Genomic DNA, 17,319 nt, shown 5'->3' with positions numbered 1-17,319 from the left:
TAAGCTGGACCACGGAGTTCGGCCGCGTGGCGGTACCACATGACCACCGAGAGTGAGGGGAACCAGGCGGTGAACGGATTCGCGAGCGCGCTGCTCTCGTTCGCCCACACCCTGTTCGGGCCGGGGTTCTGCCCGGGCGACTGGGTCTGGGCGACGACCACAGCCGGTGCGCTCGTCGCGCTGTTCCCCGCCCTGGGGGCGCTGGTGGTGGCCATCGTCCGCAAGGGCACGGGCAACCGCTACGACGCGACGACGCTCACCGTCTTCGGGTTGATCGGCGTGGTCAGCGTGTTGGTGCTGCCGTGGCTGCTGTCCAACGGCATCTCCGAGACGTTCCGCGCGATCAACGGGGGCGGGAGCGGCGGCCTGTCGCACGCCGAAGCCGCGTCGCTGAGCACCGACTACTGCTTCGCCGGCGTGCAGAAGACGTACCTGGGCGGGGGCAGCAACGTCTACGAGGCGCTGTTCTACAACCAGGGCCTGAAGCTGTCGTTCGGGATCTACCTGCTCGCGTTCACGGTGCTGCCCGCGGGCTCGCTGCTGTTCGTGATGCTGCAGGCGCGCACGGCGTTCCGGCGCGGGCCGAAGTGGCCGTCGCGGTTCTTCTGGATCCCGTTCGTGGTGATGGCGGTGGCGAGCGTCGGGATGACGGCCAACGTGGCTGTGCACTTCTGGCTCGGGTTCCTGCCGTTCAGCGTGCTGGGCCTGATCCCCGTCGGCCTGGTCGGGCCGCCGCCGTGGTCGGTGATCAACCGGCCGGAGCCGCGTCGGGAGCCGGACCGTGCGCCGTTGCCTTCGCCGGAGCGTCAGCCTGTGTCGCAGGTCGCGCCTCGTCCGCAGCTGCCGCCGCCCCCGCCTCCGCCCGTCAACAAGCCGTATCCGGCCACGGCGCTCGCTTCGGCGCCAGAGCCTGGGTTACTGGCCGCCGCACCCGGCCCGGTTCCGCTGCCGCCCGGCTCGCGCGGTGCCGGCGGTAGTCGTTACCGCCGTGTCCGCCGCCTGGGTCACGGTGGATTCGGCACGGTCTGGGAGGCCGTCGACACACAGCTCAACCGCACTGTCGCGCTGAAGATCGCGCACGCGCCGGACCGCGACACCGAGGAGCGCATGCAGCGCGAGGCTCGGGCGCTGGCTGTGGTGAACCACCCGAACTGCGTGAAGGTGTACGACCTGGTCGAGGAGCCCGACGGCCTCGCACTCGTGATGGAGTACCTGGAAGGCCGCCCGCTCGCAGAAGTCGTCGACGGGCAGGGTCCGCTCGACGACGTCGCCGCCGGCCGCCTCTGGTCCACGATGGCGGGCGCCCTCGTCGCGGCGCACGAGAAGGGCGTGCTGCACCGCGACATCAAGCCGTCCAACATCGTCCTCGACCCGGCCGGCCTGGCGCACCTCATCGACTTCGGCATCGCCCGCAGCCAGGGCGACTCCAAGATGACGGCCACCGGCATGATGATCGGCACGCCCGACTTCGTCGCCCCGGAACAGGCGATGGGCGCCCAGGCCAGCCCCGCGTCCGACGCGTGGCAGCTCGCCGCCACCATCAGCTACGCCCTCACCGGCCAGCCCCCGCGCGGCACTCGCGAGACGCCGATGGCCGCGCTGATGGCCGCCGCCCGCGCGGACCCCGTCTCGCGCCTGCCGGTGCGCTCCGCGCACGCGCGGATCTTGGGTGCGTCGCTCGATCCGGAACCTCGCCGCCGTCCGACGTTGAGCGCTGTGCGCCGCGAGGTCGAGGGGTGGCTGTCTCGTGCCGGGAAGTCTCCTGACGGCCCGGTCACGCAGATTGTCCCGCGGCGGCTGCACCACTGAAATTCGCTGGCGCCGTGCGGGATGATCGAGGCATGACAACCTGCCGAAAGGGCCATGGCGCGTAGATCGCCGGCCGCTGTGCGCGCGACGCTGCCTGTCAGACCTCGTCCGCATCGCCAGTTCTCGCGTATCCCGGGTCTGCCTCGATGGGCGTTGGCTGACGTCCACCGAGTCGAGGCGACGGTGCTGGGGCCTGGCGATGTCGGCGAAGCGCTCCGAAACCTGCAACGGCACGCCCGTAACCCTCGGCGGCTCGAAGCCCACCGAGTGGACGACTGTCCCTGCGGTGAGAACCTGATCCGCTGGACGTTGGAAGCGGCGCTAGGAGCCCTGCCGGGGCGAAGCAGGGCCGCCGTGCGTGCGCTCATCAAGCCGGCCGACGACGAGCTCCGCCGCAAGACAGTGCTCGATCCCACGGCCCCGCCGGAATGGCCGTGGTGGCAGCGGCGCGTCAGCTACTGACCAGGCTTCACGCCCGAGAACTCCAGCAGTTCCCTTGGCCGGTGCCGCACGTCCACCGCCCCAAACCCCGCTGACGACAGCCGCGCCGGCAGCGTCGAAGCGTCGACGACGTTCATCGTGTCGCCCAGGTGCAGCAGCCGGAACCGGAAGCTCAGCTGGCTGTCCGTGCCGCAATAGACACCTCCGCCCCGCAACACCCGGAACGACTCCGCGAAGATCGAGTCCTGCAAAGCCGACGTCGGCACGTGGTGCAGCATCGTGAAGCACACGACGGCCGAAAAGCGCCCCGCGTCGAAGGGCATGTCCGCGCCGCTGCCTTCGACCACGGAAGCGCGCGACCCGAACTCGGCGCGCAGCAACCCGGCAGAAGCCGGGTCGATCTCCAGCAGAGTCAGCCGAGGCACCGCGTCGAGCAGGACGCGCGTGGTGGCGCCGAAGCCGGGGCCGATTTCGAGGACGTCGTCGCCCAGGTCGTACTGCGCGAGCCACGGTGGGAGCACCTGGGCGATCATCGACGCCCACTTGTCGGAGGAGCAGAGGCGGCGGTGGATGAGGTTCATGGGCATGCCTCAAACGGTAGAAACCGCCACGCGTGACCGATAGGCGATAGGCTGCCAAGTCATGTCGTGGGACGGTCACGCCGGGGCGATGCTTCTTGGCGAGCTGCGGTTGCCCGCGGGCGCGTGGTACCCGTGGCACGAGCACCCGGTGCACCAGCTCGTCTGGGCGGCCGAGGGTGTGGTCGCGGTCGGCATCGGCGAGGCGCATTGGGTCCTGCCGCCCACGCGGGCGCTGTGGGTGCCCGCCGGCGTCCCGCACCGGACGGGGGCCGTGGCCAACGCGGAGCTGCGCGGCGTCTACGCGGACCCACAGCGCTGCCCCGTCACGTGGGCGCAGCCGCGGATCGTCGCGGTGGGACCGCTGCTGCGTGAGCTGCTGGAGTACCTCACGAGCAACCCCGCGCCGGAGGCCCGCGAACGCGCCGAGGCCGTGGTGTTCGACGTGCTGGAGCCGGTGGACGTCGCGCCGATCGTGGTGCCGTCGCCGGAGGATCCGCGGGCGCGTGACGTCGAGGCGATGGTGCTCGCCGACCCCGCCGACCGCCGCGGGCTGGCCGAGCTGGGCCGCGCCGTCGGGGCGAGCGAGCGGACGCTGGCGCGCGCGTTCGTGCGCGACTGCCGCATGACGTTCGGGACCTGGCGCACGCAGGCGCGGCTGCGGGCGTCGCTGCCGTTGCTCGCCGAAGGCCTGCCGATGACGACCGTCGCACACCGGGTGGGGTACGCGACGGCGAGTGCGTTCGTCGCGGCGTTCCGGCGGGCCGTCGGGGTGCCGCCAGGCGCCTACTTCACCGCCACAACCGTTATCGCCAGGAGGGCAACCACATCTCCGCGTTCCATTGCGCGGTCGTGATCGGCACCCCGTTCAGGATCGGCCACAGCCACACGAAGTTCGCCACCACGAGTCCCGTGTAAAGCGCCACGACGAGCAGACCGGTGCCCCGCCGCTCGAACCCGCGCCGGGCGCCGCCGAGGATCTGGCCCAGCACCAGCACGAGGCCGAGCACCAGGAACGGCGCCATCGGCGTGGCGTAGAAGAAGTACATCTGCCGGTCGATGTTCGTGAACCACGGCAGCAGGCCGGCGAAGTAGGCGGTGAGCACGGCGGCGTAGCGCCAGTCGGCGCGGAAGATCCAGCGCCACAGGCCCCAGCCGAGCATCGGCAGCGCGAGCCACCACATCGCGGGCGTGCCGATCAGCATCGTCGCGCCGACGCAGCGCGACTCGCCGCAGCCGGTGACGGCGCCGTCGTAGTAGTAGAGCATCGGCCGCAGGCCCATGGGCCACGTCCACGGCTTCGACTCCCACGGGTGCGGGTTGTCCTTGGGGGTCAGCAGCGTCTCGTGGAAGTGCAGGACGTTGAGCGTGTAGTCGCCGAGCGAGCGCAACGCGGGCGGCACCCAGGCGAACAGGCCGGGGGCGATGTCCTTGATCTCGGTGTAGTGCCGGTCGGTGGCCGTCTCGCTGGCGAACCACGCCCAGAACGCGGCCAAGTACATCAGCAGCGGGATCGCGACGATCGCCCACAACGCCGGCGCGACGTCCCGCCGGATCGTTCCCATCCACGGCCGCTCGACGCCCGCCGCGCGCCGCGCCGCGACGTCGAAGAACACCGTGAGCAGGCCGAACGCCGCGATGTAGTACAGCGCCGACCACTTCACGCCGAACGTCAGCCCGATCATCAGGCCCGCGGCGAAGCGCCACCAGCGGAACCCGAGCTTCGGCCCCCACACCGACTCGTTGACCCAGCCCTCACGCACCGCGACAGCCAGCCGTTGCCGCACCTGGTCGCGGTCGCACAGCACACACGCGAACGCCGCCACCACGAACAACGCGATGAAGATGTCGAGCATCCCCATGCGCGACTGCAGGTGCAGCACGCCGTCGCTGATCACGAGGACGCCCGCGATGCCGCCGAGCAGCGTCGAGCGCGTGAGCCGCCGCGCGATGCGGATGGTGAGCAGGATGATCAGCGTGCCCGCGAGCGCCGGCATGATGCGCCAGCCCCAGCCGTTGTAGCCGAACAGCCACTCGCCGATCGCGATGAAGTCCTTCGCCAGCGGCGGGTGCACGATGAGCTCGTAGCCGGCGTTGTCCTCGTACCCGCCGTTGCGCAGCATCTGCGCCGCCTGGGGCACGTAGTGCTTCTCGTCGAACACCGGCGTGCCGTGATCGGTGGGCACCCCGAGGTTCTGCAGGCGCACGACGCCGCCGATCACCGTGAGGATCAGCGTGACGAGCCAGCCGCGCAGGCGGTCGGTCGGCATGCCGCGGCCCAGCAGGGTGGCCTCGCGGTCGGTCGGCGGTCGCAGCGCGTCGACCGGGTCCGGCCGCACGCTCTCGTCGTCGGGACGGGTCAGCAGCGCGGTCACGGGGCCTGATACTACGACCCCGGGTGTGATGGTCGTGTCGTTAGGCTGGCGGGCATGGGACGTCTCGTGCTCGCCGCCACCCCCCTTGGCGACCCGGGTGACGCTTCGCCGCGCCTGGTCTCCGCCCTGGCCTCGGCGGACGTCATCGCCGCCGAGGACACCCGCCGCCTGCGCTCACTGGCTGCCGCCTTGGGCGTCGCCCCTTCCGGGCGCGTGGTGTCCTTCTACGAGGACGTGGAGGTCGCCCGGCTGCCTCGCTTGCTGGAGGCCTTGCACTCCGGCGAGACGGTGCTGCTCGTGACGGACGCCGGCATGCCCTCGGTGTCGGACCCGGGCTTCCGCCTGGTTGCGGCTTGCGTCGATGCGGACATCCCGGTGACCTGCCTGCCGGGCCCGTCCGCGGTGACGACGGCGTTGGCTTTGTCCGGGTTGCCTTGTGACCGGTTCTGCTTCGAGGGCTTCGCGCCGCGGAAGCCGGGGGAGCGTTCCCGGTGGTTCGCCTCTTTGGCATCGGAGCCTCGGACGGTGGTGTTCTTCGAGTCGCCGCACCGGGTGGGGTCTTTGTTGGCGGACGCTGCCGCGGCTTTGGGTGCTTCGCGGCGGGCTGCTGTTTGTCGTGAGCTGACCAAGACGTACGAAGAGGTCAAACGGGGCACTCTGGGTGAGTTGGCTGAGTGGGCTGCTGATGGGGTCCGGGGTGAGATCACGGTGGTGCTTGAGGGGGCTGTGGCGCCCGAGGTGTCGGTTTCGGACCTGATTTCCGAGGTGTCCGCCCGGGTCGCCGCTGGGGAGAGGTTGAAGGCGGTGGCTTCGGAGGTGGCTGAGGGGGCCGGGGTGTCTAAAAAGGACCTTTATGACGCTGTGGTCGCTTCTCGGAAGTGAGGTCGGTCGAGCGGGCGATCGCTTCGTTCCGAGTTACCCGCGGGCGGGGTCGTTGACCGGCGTCGATGCGATGGCGCGCGTCTTGCGTGATCGGTATGGGAAGGCGGGCGTCGTCGGCCTGTCGGATGCCGAGGTCGAAGAGGTCAGGTGCGATCAGAGCGTCGCCGAGCTTCCGCGGGAGTGGCGGAGGTTCCTGTCCCTCATGGGGCGTCGAGCCGGCGGATTGTTGTTTGAGGACACCGATCTGTTCTATCCGCACATCCTCGGCATCAAGAGAGAAGCGCTTGACGAGTTCCCGTCGCTTCGCAGTCGGGTCGCGCGTGCCGATGACCTCGTTGTGGTCGGGACGCACTCGGAGCGCGAGTTCTACGTCATCGGAGGCCCGCACGCGGCCGGCTCGGAAGTTGTCCTGTACATCAAAGGTGAAGAGGCGCCGTCCTATGGGTGGCCGTCGTTCACGGCGTTGCTGCAGGACGAAGTCGACCGCCGGTCAGCTGAGTAGGGCGGACACCGCGGCCCGCGCCTTCTCTGCGTCGGGTTCTTCGCCGGTGATGACGTCCGTGTAGATGAAGGATTCGCCCAGGCGGACGAGGACGTAGGCGAGGTCCGGTAGGGGCAACGGGGGAGCCAGCCGGCCCGCTGAGGTTTCCGTTGTCAGGAGGTCGAGGAGCTGAGCGATGGTTCGTGACTGGACCACGCTCGCCTTCGTTGTGAGTAACCGCAACGCTCGCTCCGGTTCCCGCTGCAAGAAGGTGCGGAAGGCCAGCGACAAGTTGACCGTCGAGACGAACGAACCGATCGCGTCCGCCACTCCAGCCCCGCCGCGGCCGGTGAAGGTGACGGTGTTGAACACCAGGGAAGTCTCGGCCCACAGGATCTCCGCCAGCAGGTGGTCGCGGCTGCCGACCCAGCGGTGGAGGGTGGCGCGGGAGACGCCCAAAGACACGGCCAGTTCGCGCATGTCGACGCGGCGGCCCGCGGCGAACCACGAGCGCGCCAGGGCGAACGCGGAAGCCGCGTCCGGGCGGGAGGGGAAGGGTGTGTCGATGGGGCGAGACGTTACCACGGAGTGTCGCACGGGTGAGACATCTGGCAGAATGTCTCACCACCCGACGACGAAAGAAGAAGTCATGCGTGCTGTGCAGGTGACCGAGTTCGGCGGTCCCGAGGTCCTGACCCCGGTCGAGCTGCCGGAGCCGACGCCCCAAGCCGGGCAGGTGCTGATCGACGTGGATCGCGTCGGGGTGAACTACGCGGATACGCATCAGGCGGAGAACTCGTACCTGGCGCCGAGCAAGCTGCCGCTCGTGCCGGGGGGCGAGGTGGTCGGGCGGACGCAGGACGGGAAGCGGGTCGTCGCGCTGCTCAACGGTGGGGGTGGGTACGCGGAGAAGGCCGTCGCCGAGGAGGCGATGGCGTTCGCGGTGCCCGAGGGCGTCGACGATCTCAACGCGTTGTCCATGCTGGTCCAGGGCGCGACCGCGTGGATCCTGCTGCGCAAGAACGCCCACCTGCAGCCCGGCGAGTCAGTGGTCGTCCACGCGGCGGCCGGTGGGGTCGGGTCGATTGCGGTGCAGCTCGCGAAGGTGTGGGGTGCGGGGCGGGTCATCGCGACGGCCAGCAGCGAAGAGAAGCGCGAGCTCGCGAAACAGCTCGGCGCCGACGTCGCGGTCGACTCCCGAGCCGAGAACATGACCGAGACGCTCATGCAGGCCAACAATGGCAAGCGCGTCGACATCGTGCTCGACATGGTCGGTGGCACCACGACGGACCAGAGCATCGCGGCGCTGGCCCCGTTCGGCCGCCTCGCGTTCTACGGCATGGCCGGCCGCCAGCAGCCCAAGCCCGTGGAGCTGCGCAACGTGCTCGGCCACAGCACCACGGTCACCGGCATGTGGCTGCCGCACGTCTTCCGCCTGCCCGGCAACGTCTTCGGCACCGCCCTGACCGAGCTCTTCACCCTCATCCAGGACGGCAAGCTCCGCGCCATCGCCGGCGGCGAGTACGCCCTCGCCGACGCCCGCGCGGCCCACGAAGCCCTCCGCTCCCGCGGCACGGTCGGCAAGCTCCTGCTGGATCCCCGCAAGTAACGACACGACGCTCGGCCGGGTAGGCCGGCACGAACGACCGGGCCGCCGCCCAGTGGGCAGAGCGAAAGGCGGCCGCTGGGCTAAACCGCAGGTGGAGTGGCCAGGAGAACTTCCAGAGGCGCAGCCTTGTGGAGGCACTCCTGCCACTCCGCCGCGCTGTCCGAATCCGCCGTGATACCGCCGCCGACGCCCAAAGAAATCCGGGAGCCGGAGATCTCGAAAGTGCGGATGGCGACGTTCAGCTCCAGGCCGGCCACCGGGGACAACATCCCGACCGCGCCCGTGTAAACCCCGCGCGCAACTGGTTCCAGCGAAGCGATCTCATCCAGAGCACGGATCTTCGGGGCACCAGTCACCGAACCCGGCGGGAAAGTCGCGTCCAGCAAAGCCGGATCCGAGACGCCCTCGGCCAGTACACCCTCCACCGTGGACGCCAGATGCCACACCCCCGGCGCCGGCTCCACCCTGAGCAGCGAAGGCACCACCACGCTCCCGACCGCGCACACCCGGCCGAGGTCGTTGCGCACCAAGTCGGTGATCATCACGTTCTCGGCGATGTCCTTCACCGACTGCCGCAGGAGCTCCGCGTTTCCATCGTCAAAGGAACCACGGCGCGGCAACGTGCCCTTGATCGGCGTCGAACGCACCCGCCGGCCGTGCCGCGACAGGAACAGCTCCGGTGACAGCGACACCACCGAACCCCAAGAGCCGGCGACAAAAGCAGCGCGCCGAGGGGACAGGCGAGAAACTCCCTCCGAGAACAACGCGGCGGGAGATCCCGAGAACGTCCCCGTGAACCGCGTGCAGACGTTCGCCTGAAAAAGCTCCCCAGCCTCGATAGAGGCGACGCACGATTTCACGGCCTGCTCGTGCGTTGCGGCAGAAGGCCGCTCCAGCGGCGAAGCAGTCCACGACAAAGAGCCAGCGCCGGAAAGCGCAGACTCCACAGTGGACAACAACGGCCCGGGCTCATCGGCCAGCGACTCGAACCAGCACGCACCCGAGGAATCCCACCGCAGCACGTGATCCGCCCACCCCCACGCCGAAGCAGGCACCCCCGAAGACCGCCCCGACGGGTCAGCCGAGTCGTACGACAGGTACCCGAACCACCCGCCCCCGACGCACCCCGGGGGCGCGGCAACCTCCAAAGAGCCGGCAGGAAACGCCCGAGCGGAAACCGAAACAAAGGGCGCCACCACCGCCGAGGACCCGAACCACGACCCGCACAACGCCGCCGGCTGCGGGCGCCCGGTGGAAGCGGCAGAAGCGGACAACAACGCGACGGCCCGTGAAGGTGTCACGTCCGTGGTCAACCGCTGCCGGAAGAAGCGCACTCGCACATCTTGCCAACGAACACCGACAAAAAGCCGAAACCGTGATCAGAGCAGCACGTCAGACATCGTGAACGGATAGACCACAGCGTCCTGCGCCACCGGTCCCGCCACGCCCGGCAGCGCCGAGAACGCGTGCTGGTGCAGCCCCAGCCGCGCGTGGAACCAGCCGGGCCGGCCGGGAATGCCGTTGTGCCGCACCAGCCACAGCACCACGTCGGGGTCGGCCCAGCGGTCGGGGTGCAGGCGGCGGGCCCAGCAGTCGTGGCCGGCGTACACGAGCACGCGCCGGATCCGGGCGGCGTGCCGCACGTGCTTGATCCACGACTTCACGAACCGGTCGTCGACGCTGACAGCGTCCACCTCAAGGGCGGGCGCGAGAGACCCCGGCGCGAACGCCCCCAGCTTGCTGGCCGTCCGCACGAAGTGGTCGGCCTGGTCGTGCACGGCGCCGGGCCGCGCGTAGTGCCGCGCGCCCGTGTGGATGCCCGCGTACTGGGCCGACGCGAGCATGCGCTCGGCGCCGGGGTCGCTCCAGTTCACGTTCTCGCTGATCGTCACCGACGCGAAGCGGACGTCGGCGGCACGCACCGACGCCCAGTCGAGCACCTGCTCTCGATGGGTGAGGGTGAGCCCACGCTCGCTCTCCGGTTCGGTCACTCTGCGCCCCTGCCAGCCCCACGACGGGTGAGAGGCCACCTTACGTCCCCGGCCCGAAAGCGGCGCGGCCGAAGACCCGGCGTGTCCCGGCTTTGATCAGGCGTTTTCCCGCTGGAACGTGCGCGTGCCCCACCAGATCGCGAGCACGGCCATCACGAGCACCACCACGCTGCCGGTGAACAGCGCGTCCATGGAGTAGTCGCCGCGGAAGCTGTTGCGCTCCACGTCCACCACATGCCGGAACGGGTTGATCTGCGAAATCGTGTACAGCCACTTCGGCGCCAGCCCCGCCGTGATCGGGATGAGGATCCCGGACAGCAGGAGCAGCGGCATGAGCACCGCGTTGAGCAGCGCGGGGAACGACTCCTCGCTCTTCAACGTGAGCGCCAGCGCGTATGAGCACGAAGCCAGCGTCAGCGCCAGCAGGAACACGATCAGCAGGCTCAGCAGCACCCCGCCCGCCGGCGCGTCGAGGTCGAACACCAGGTACGCGAGCACGATGATCAGCACCGACTGCACCACCGCCTGCAACGCGTTGGCCAGCACCTTCCCGAGCAGCAGCGCCGCGCGGCTCACCGGGGTGACGCGCAGCCGCTCGACCACGCCGGAGCGGTAGTCGGCCAGCAGTGAGAACCCGACGAACGAGCTGCCGAACAGCGCCAGCTGCGCGATGAGCGCGGGCGTGAGCACCATCCAGCCGTCGACGTCGGATATCCCCTGCGCGTTGAGCGTCTTCACGAGCAACGGCCCGAAGAAGAACAGGTACAGCAGCGGCTGCATGATCCCGATCAGCAGCCACGCGGGATTGCGCAGCGCCGCGGTCATGTCGCGGCGGAAGATCAGCCACGTGTCAAGCAACACCGGACACCTCCGGGGAACTCGGCTGCTCGGCGTCGCGCAGGGTGCGGCCGGTCAGCGTGAGGAATACGTCGTCGAGTGTCGGGCGCGTGACCTGCATGGACTCCATCACGATGCCCTTCGCGTCGAGCGCGCGCAGCAGCTCCGGCATGGCCGTGTCGCCGCGCGGCACGCGGAAGCGGATCAGCCCGTCCGCCACGTCGAACTCGTGCGCGCCCGCCAGCTGCCGGGCGACGTCGGCGGCCTCCGTCGTCACGGCAGGGTCGACGCCGATGACCACGCCGTCGCCCGAAACCCGGGACTTCAGCGAATCGGGCGTGCCCTCGGCGACGATCCGGCCGTCGTCGATCACGATCAGCCGGTCGGCCAAAGCGTCGGCCTCGTCGAGGTAGTGCGTGGTCAGGAAGATCGTCACGCCGTGCTCCGCGCGGAGCCGGCGGATGTGGTCCCACAGGTTCGCGCGGCTCTGCGGGTCGAGCCCGGTCGAGGGCTCGTCGAGGAACACGAGGCCAGGGTTGTGTACGAGCCCGAGCACGATGTCGAGCCGGCGCCGCTGACCCCCGGACAGCGTCTTCGTGAGCCGCTGGTCCAGCCCCGCGAGGTCGAGCTGCTCGCTCAGCACCGCGCCGCGCGCGATCGCGTCGGCCTTCGACATGCCGTAGAGCCGGCCCTGCAGCTCGATCTCCTCGGCGACGCGCACCTCCGGCGACGCGCCCCCGCCCTGCGCGACGTAGCCGATGTTGCGCCTGACCCCCAGCGGATCTGCGAGCAGGTCGTGCCCGCCGACGGTCGCCGTCCCGGCCGACGGTTTCAGCAGCGTGGTGAGCATGCGCAGGGTCGTCGTCTTGCCCGCCCCGTTCGGGCCGAGGAACCCCACCAGCTCGCCGGCCTCCACGTCGAGGTCGACCCCCTTGACGGCGTGGACTTCACCCCCGCCCCGGCCCTTGCGGCGGAACCGCCGCTCGAGGCCGCGTGCCGTGATCATGAAGAACCCCTCTCCTCCCAGAGATCAACTAGTCAAAGTTGACTAATCGACGAGCACACAGTGCCGGAGTCGCGAACGCTAGTCAAACTTGATTACTCCGACGGCTTGCGGAACAACGGTTCGTCGTCGTCGGCCATCACGTACTCGCCCTTCTCCAGGCGCTCGATCAGGTTCTCCAGCCACGTGTGGCTCGCCCCCGAGATGCCCGCCCACAGCCGGAACAGCTCCACGACGTGCGCCGGCTGGCCCCAGTCGGCCTGGTCGTCGAGCATCAGCCGCGCCCGTCGTTCCTCACCTTCGAGGTGCACGAGCCGCTGCCGCAGCAGGCTGATCGCGTGCTGGCGGGGCAGCGCGGGCATGAGCCCGATGCCCGCCGACATCTCCGGATGACCCACCTCGGGATCGGACAACGCCCGGGTCAGCAGCAGCTGGAACTCCTGCTCGCCGTCGTCGGTGAGCCGGTAGGCGACGCGGTCGGGCCCCGAGTCGCCCGGCTCGACGTCCACTTTCTCCAGCAGGTTCTCGGCCGCCATCTTCTTCAGCGCGTGGTAGATCGAACCCGGCTGGACGTTCGCCCATTTCTCCGCCGACCACGTGAGCAGCTCCCGGCGCACCTGGTAGCCGTGCGCCCGGCCGAACATGCGCACGACCCCGAGCACGAGCAGACGCGTCGCCGACACCGCTTCTCCCTTCGCGTACCGCCCACAAACGCCTTGGACGGTTTCCGTAGGCTAAACAGGTATGAGCACCTCTGTGTTGACAGCGGTGGCCTGGCCCTACGCCAACGGCCCCCGCCACATCGGCCACGTATCCGGATTCGGCGTCCCGTCCGACGTCTTCTCCCGCTACCAGCGAATGGCCGGCAACCGGGTGCTCATGGTGTCCGGGACCGACGAACACGGCACTCCGATCACCGTCCAGGCCGACAACGAGGGCCTCACCCCGCAGCAGACCGCCGACAAGTACACCCGTCAGATCGACGAGGACCTGCGCGGCCTCGGGCTTTCCTACGACCTGTTCACGCGCACCTCCACCGGCAACCACGCCGAGGTCACGCAGCAGATCTTCCTCGCGCTCAACCGCAACGGGTACGTGGTCCCCAAGACCACTCGCGGCGCGATCAGCCCGTCGACCGGGCGCACGCTGCCCGACCGCTACGTCGAGGGCACCTGCCCGATCTGCGGCTACGAGTTCGCGCGCGGCGACCAGTGCGACAACTGCGGCAACCAGCTCGACGCCGCCGAGCTCATCAACCCGCACTCGCGCATCAACGGCGAGACGCCGAAGTTCGTCGAGACCGAGCACTACTTCCTCGACCTGCCGGCGTTCACCAAGACACTCGGCGACTGGCTGTCGACGAAGAACGACTGGCGTCCGAACGTCCTCAACTTCACCAAGAACCTCATCGACGACATGCGGCCGCGCCCGATCACGCGCGACCTCGACTGGGGCGTGAAGATCCCGCTCGACGGCTGGCGCGACCAGCCGATGAAGCGCTTCTACGTGTGGTTCGACGCCGTGATCGGCTACTTCTCCGCCAGCGTCGAGTGGGCGCGGCGCACCGGCAACCCCGACGCGTGGCAGGAGTGGTGGAACAACGCCGACGCGCGCTCCTATTACTTCATGGGCAAGGACAACATCACCTTCCACGCCCAGATCTGGCCGGCGCTGCTGCTCGGCCACAACGGCGAGGGCGACCACGGCGGCCAGGCGGGCAAGTACGGCAAGCTGCACCTGCCGGACGAGATCGTGTCCAGCGAGTTCCTCACCATGAGCGGCTCGAAGTTCTCCACCTCGCGCGGCACGGTCATCTACGTGCACGACTTCCTGCGCGAGTTCGGCCCCGACGCGCTGCGCTACTTCATCTCCGTGGCGGGCCCGGAGACGCAGGACACCGACTTCACGTGGGACGAGTTCGTCCGCCGCACCAACTTCGAGCTGGCCAACGAGTGGGGCAACCTCGTGAACCGCTCGATCTCGATGGCGCACAAGAACGTCGGCGCCATCCCGCGTCCGGACGCCCCCACGGCCGCCGACGAGGAGCTGAAGGCGCTGTCGCGCAAGGCGTTCGACGTCGCCGGCGCCCACCTGGGCCGCTCGCGCTTCAAGGCGGCGGCGTCGGAGGCGATGCGCGTGGTCACGGCCGCCAACCGGTACCTGTCGGACCAGGAGCCGTGGAAGCTCAAGGACGATCCCGCGCGCCGCGACAGCGTGCTGCACACCGCGCTGCAGGTGGTCAGCGATGCGAACACGCTGCTCACGCCGTTCCTGCCCCACTCGGCGCAGAAGGTCCACGAGGCGCTCGGCGGCACGGGCGTGTGGGCCGCGCAGCCGCAGCTGCAGGAGGTCGAGGACCTCGACATCCCGGGCCGGATCAACCCGATCCTCACCGGTGACTACGCGGGCGAGCAGGCCAAGTGGGAGTCCCGGCCGATCGAGGTCGGCCGTCCCCTGCAGAAGCCGACGCCGCTGTTCACCAAGCTCGACCCGAAGCTCGGCGAAGACGGCCCCGACTGGGCCCCGATCGTCAAGTAGCACTGTCGACGCTGTGAAGGGCGCCTCGAGGACTCACGCGGGGCGCCCTTCGTCATGCCGTCTACTCCGCCTTCCTCCCCTCCACCGCCCTCAACGGAGCGGCTTCGCCGCGCAGTAGATTCACGGCATGGGTGAAGACAAGCGCGAACTGCCGCCGATTCCCGACCGCCTGCCCGCCGCGGTCGTGGATGCCCACACCCACCTCGACGCCTGCGGAGCGGTGACCGCCGCCGACGTGACGGCCATGGTCGACCGCGCCGAACGTGCCGGCGTGGCCCGCGTCGTCACGGTCGCCGACGACCTCGCCTCGGCGCGCTGGGCCGTCGACGCGTCCACGTGGGACGAGCGCGTGTTCGCCGCCGTGGCGATCCATCCCACGCGTACCAAGGAGTTCTCCGACGCCGACAAGTCCGAAGTGGAGCGTCTGGCGTCGGCCGGGCGCGTGGTCGCCGTCGGCGAGACCGGCCTCGACTACTACTGGGACTACTCGCCGCACGACGCCCAGCAGGACGCGTTCCGCTGGCACATCGACCTCGCCAAGCGCCTCGGCAAGACGCTGATGATCCACGACCGCGACGCCCACGAGGACGTGCTGCGCATCCTGGACGAAGAGGGCGCACCGGACACCGTCGTCTTCCACTGCTTCTCCGGCGACGAGCACATCGCGCGTCGCTGCCTCGACAAGGGCTACGTGCTCTCGTTCGCCGGCACCGTCACCTTCAAGAACGCCCGCGGGCTCCACGAGGCCGCCCGGCTCGCGCCGACGGGGCAGTACCTCGCCGAGACCGACGCGCCGTTCCTGACCCCCCACCCGTTCCGTGGGCGCCCGAACGAGCCCTACTGCACCGCATATACCATCCGGCACCTCGCGGCGCTGAGGGGCGAAGCGGTCCACGAAGTGGCCCAAGCGGTCCGGACCACTGCCGAGCGCGTCTACCAATTGCCCAGTGTCACAACGGGTTGAACGGATTGCGACGTTCGGGGAACGCACTAGCCCACACTGACGAGTGACACAGGTCACGACACTCCGGGGGGTGTTTGCGCAACCCGGCGACCTCCGTTACTGTCCCGTGATCGTGCCGGTCGGAACCGCAGACGCGGATCTGGCTGATACGCCCACAGTCACGTCAGTGCACGTCGGGGAAGCGGCACCGAGGTTGGTACGACTCGGGACCGTGACGATGGCGCTGACTGGGGGTGTCGGACTTGAGAGGCGCGCCGAATGGCGCGTCGCGACGAAGGAACAGGTCGTGGTGACACGTCCTGTCCTGGGAAAGGGAACGACCCAGTGACTGGTAGCAGGCAGGGTGCCTCGCGCCATAGCACCGAGAACCGTGGTGCTGCGCAGACCCTATTCTCTTCCGCCGGTTCGGTGGCCGTGCTCGAGCGAGAGCTCGACGACACCGCCTATGGAGAGCTTGGATTCTCCGACGAGCTGTACGTGACCCAACAGGACGTGCTCGCGGCCCTCGGGCCCGACGCCGACGCGATGATGGCCGAGATCGACGTCGACGTCGACGAGCTGATCCGCCTGATCAACGCCGAGACCACGATGCTCCCGCCGCTCGCCCTCCCGGACGAGCTCGCCGAGGACCGCACCGCTTCTCCGGAGGCCAAGAAGGCCGCCGTCGAGGACGGCCTGCGTGAGGCCACCCGCGTCTGGAAGCGCCGCTTCCTCAAGGGTGCGGTGCTGTCGGTCCTGATCGCCGTCGGCGGCGGCGGTGCCGCGGCGCTGGCGATGAACAAGAGCGTGACCGTCGACGTCGACGGCCACGAGGTCACCGTCCACAGCTACGGCGACACCGTCGGCGAGGTCCTGGAAGACGCCGGCCTTTCGGTCGGCGCCCACGACTCGCTTTCGCCCTCGCCGCAGGCCGAGGTCGGTGACGGCGGCGTCATCAAGCTCGAGCGCGGTCGTCAGCTGAACCTCGTCGTCGACGGTGTGTCCCGCCCGTCCTGGGTGCGCGCGACCACGCTCGGCGAGGCCATGACCCAGCTCGGCATGGCCGACATGATGGGCAAGGGCGCCTGGACGTCGATGCCGGGCACCGGCGAGCTGCCGCTCGAGGGCTCGACCGTGCAGGTCAAGACCCTCAAGCACGTCACGCTCTTCGACGGCACCAACGCGCCGCGCCAGGTCACCACCAACGCGGTGACCACCAAGGAGCTCCTCTCTGACTTCAAGATGAGCCTCGGCCCGGATGACGCGGTCGAGGGTGGCCTGAACGTCTCGCTCAAGGACGGCGCCGAGGTCCACGTCAGCCGCATGGGCGTCTCGATGGTCAACCAGCAGGAGACCATCGACCCCGACGTGCAGAAGGTCGACGACCCGACGCTCGAGCTGGGCAAGACCACCGTTGAGGACCCGGGCACCGCGGGCCAGAAGATGGTGACCTACAAGGTCACCAAGAAGAACGGCGAAGAGATCTCCCGCGAGCAGGTCTCGGTCAAGGTCCTCCTCGAGGCCAAGCCGAAGATCCTCAAGGTCGGTTCGATGAAGCCCGCCGACCCGGCGATCGGCGACGGTTCCGCCTGGGATCGCATCGCGGCGTGCGAGGCCGGCGGCAACTGGTCCATCAACACCGGCAACGGCTACTACGGCGGCCTCCAGTTCGACAAGCGCACCTGGGACGCCTACGGCGGCGACGCGTACGCGTCCTACCCGAACCAGGCTTCGCGCGCCCAGCAGATCTCGATCGCCGAGAAGGTCCGCGACGCCCGCGGTGGCTACAGCGCCTGGCCGGTCTGCGGCAAGCGGGCCTGAGTTCGGCGGTT

Annotated in this window: 16 protein-coding genes; 8 read left to right on the top strand and 8 right to left on the bottom strand. The window is 69.4% G+C overall.

The genetic code is table 11. The annotated features are described in order from the left end of the window. Positions 1 to 39 precede the first annotated feature (39 nt). Positions 40 to 1,809: a serine/threonine-protein kinase gene (locus K1T34_RS11965; RefSeq protein WP_220244337.1), complete on the top strand. Its 1,770-nt coding sequence runs from the start codon at positions 40 to 42 to the stop codon at positions 1,807 to 1,809. A gap of 455 nt (positions 1,810 to 2,264) precedes the next feature. Here K1T34_RS11965 and K1T34_RS11960 read toward each other — a convergent pair whose 3' ends face one another. Then, a complete protein-coding gene (locus K1T34_RS11960) occupies positions 2,265 to 2,837 on the bottom strand; it encodes a class I SAM-dependent methyltransferase (protein ID WP_220244336.1) in 573 nt (190 codons plus the stop codon). Positions 2,838 to 2,919: 82 nt separating this feature from the next. Here K1T34_RS11960 and K1T34_RS11955 point away from each other — a divergent pair, with 82 nt between their 5' ends. Further along, positions 2,920 to 3,684, top strand: a complete 765-nt coding sequence (locus K1T34_RS11955) for a helix-turn-helix domain-containing protein (RefSeq protein WP_220247137.1) — start codon at positions 2,920 to 2,922, stop codon at positions 3,682 to 3,684. Here K1T34_RS11955 and K1T34_RS11950 read toward each other — a convergent pair. Beyond that, the gene (locus K1T34_RS11950; RefSeq protein ID WP_220244335.1) at positions 3,635 to 5,203 is read right to left on the bottom strand and encodes a dolichyl-phosphate-mannose--protein mannosyltransferase; all 1,569 of its coding nucleotides are present in this window, start codon (positions 5,201 to 5,203) and stop codon (positions 3,635 to 3,637) included. The two genes, K1T34_RS11955 and K1T34_RS11950, sit on opposite strands and share 50 nt — an antisense overlap. Before the next feature lie 54 nt (positions 5,204 to 5,257). Here K1T34_RS11950 and rsmI point away from each other — a divergent pair, with 54 nt between their 5' ends. Together rsmI and K1T34_RS11940 are read left to right on the top strand one after the other, a co-directional pair. Further along, positions 5,258 to 6,085 carry a 16S rRNA (cytidine(1402)-2'-O)-methyltransferase gene (gene rsmI / locus K1T34_RS11945; RefSeq protein ID WP_220244334.1) on the top strand — a complete coding sequence of 276 codons (828 nt, stop codon included), beginning with the start codon at positions 5,258 to 5,260 and terminating at the stop codon, positions 6,083 to 6,085. Next, a complete protein-coding gene (locus K1T34_RS11940) occupies positions 6,057 to 6,587 on the top strand; it encodes a hypothetical protein (RefSeq protein ID WP_220244333.1) in 531 nt (176 codons plus the stop codon). The genes rsmI and K1T34_RS11940 overlap by 29 nt, the downstream gene beginning before the upstream one ends. Here K1T34_RS11940 and K1T34_RS11935 read toward each other — a convergent pair. Beyond that, positions 6,576 to 7,163, bottom strand: a complete 588-nt coding sequence (locus tag K1T34_RS11935; RefSeq protein WP_255638461.1) for a QsdR family transcriptional regulator — start codon at positions 7,161 to 7,163, stop codon at positions 6,576 to 6,578. The genes K1T34_RS11940 and K1T34_RS11935 overlap by 12 nt on opposite strands. Positions 7,164 to 7,215: 52 nt before the next feature. On the opposite strand from K1T34_RS11935, the gene K1T34_RS11930 reads away from it, so the two are divergent. After that, the gene (locus K1T34_RS11930) at positions 7,216 to 8,175 is read left to right on the top strand and encodes an NADPH:quinone oxidoreductase family protein (protein ID WP_220244332.1); all 960 of its coding nucleotides are present in this window, start codon (positions 7,216 to 7,218) and stop codon (positions 8,173 to 8,175) included. An 80-nt stretch (positions 8,176 to 8,255) separates the two neighbouring features. On the opposite strand, the gene K1T34_RS11925 is transcribed toward K1T34_RS11930, so the two are convergent. The 5 genes from K1T34_RS11925 to K1T34_RS11905 all read right to left on the bottom strand — a co-directional run bounded on the left by K1T34_RS11925 (position 8,256) and on the right by K1T34_RS11905 (position 12,689). Beyond that, positions 8,256 to 9,509: an aminodeoxychorismate synthase component I gene (locus K1T34_RS11925; RefSeq protein ID WP_220244331.1), complete on the bottom strand. Its 1,254-nt coding sequence runs from the start codon at positions 9,507 to 9,509 to the stop codon at positions 8,256 to 8,258. A gap of 45 nt (positions 9,510 to 9,554) precedes the next feature. Beyond that, on the bottom strand, positions 9,555 to 10,166 hold the full coding sequence (locus K1T34_RS11920) for a GH25 family lysozyme (RefSeq protein ID WP_220244330.1): 612 nt from the start codon (positions 10,164 to 10,166) through the stop codon (positions 9,555 to 9,557). 96 nt (positions 10,167 to 10,262) lie between these two features. Further along, complete coding sequence (locus K1T34_RS11915; RefSeq protein WP_220244329.1) at positions 10,263 to 11,027, bottom strand: ABC transporter permease; 765 nt, start codon at positions 11,025 to 11,027, stop codon at positions 10,263 to 10,265. Further along, a complete protein-coding gene (locus K1T34_RS11910) occupies positions 11,017 to 12,009 on the bottom strand; it encodes an ATP-binding cassette domain-containing protein (RefSeq protein ID WP_220244328.1) in 993 nt (330 codons plus the stop codon). The genes K1T34_RS11915 and K1T34_RS11910 overlap by 11 nt, the downstream gene beginning before the upstream one ends. A 92-nt stretch (positions 12,010 to 12,101) precedes the next feature. Continuing rightward, the gene (locus K1T34_RS11905) at positions 12,102 to 12,689 is read right to left on the bottom strand and encodes a PadR family transcriptional regulator (protein WP_220244327.1); all 588 of its coding nucleotides are present in this window, start codon (positions 12,687 to 12,689) and stop codon (positions 12,102 to 12,104) included. A gap of 61 nt (positions 12,690 to 12,750) precedes the next feature. Here K1T34_RS11905 and metG point away from each other — a divergent pair, with 61 nt between their 5' ends. From metG to K1T34_RS11890, 3 genes are all read left to right on the top strand, one after another. Then, positions 12,751 to 14,544, top strand: coding sequence for a methionine--tRNA ligase (gene metG, locus K1T34_RS11900; RefSeq protein WP_220244326.1), 1,794 nt, complete (start codon positions 12,751 to 12,753; stop codon positions 14,542 to 14,544). 127 nt (positions 14,545 to 14,671) lie between these two features. Continuing rightward, positions 14,672 to 15,508, top strand: a complete 837-nt coding sequence (locus tag K1T34_RS11895) for a TatD family hydrolase (RefSeq protein WP_220244325.1) — start codon at positions 14,672 to 14,674, stop codon at positions 15,506 to 15,508. A gap of 414 nt (positions 15,509 to 15,922) precedes the next feature. Beyond that, a complete protein-coding gene (locus K1T34_RS11890) occupies positions 15,923 to 17,308 on the top strand; it encodes a resuscitation-promoting factor (protein WP_220247135.1) in 1,386 nt (461 codons plus the stop codon). Positions 17,309 to 17,319 lie beyond the last annotated feature (11 nt).

The sequence above is a fragment of the Amycolatopsis sp. DSM 110486 genome, assembly GCF_019468465.1.
In the GTDB taxonomy this organism is placed as follows: domain Bacteria; phylum Actinomycetota; class Actinomycetes; order Mycobacteriales; family Pseudonocardiaceae; genus Amycolatopsis.
This window is presented reverse-complemented; position numbering and strand designations above follow the sequence as displayed.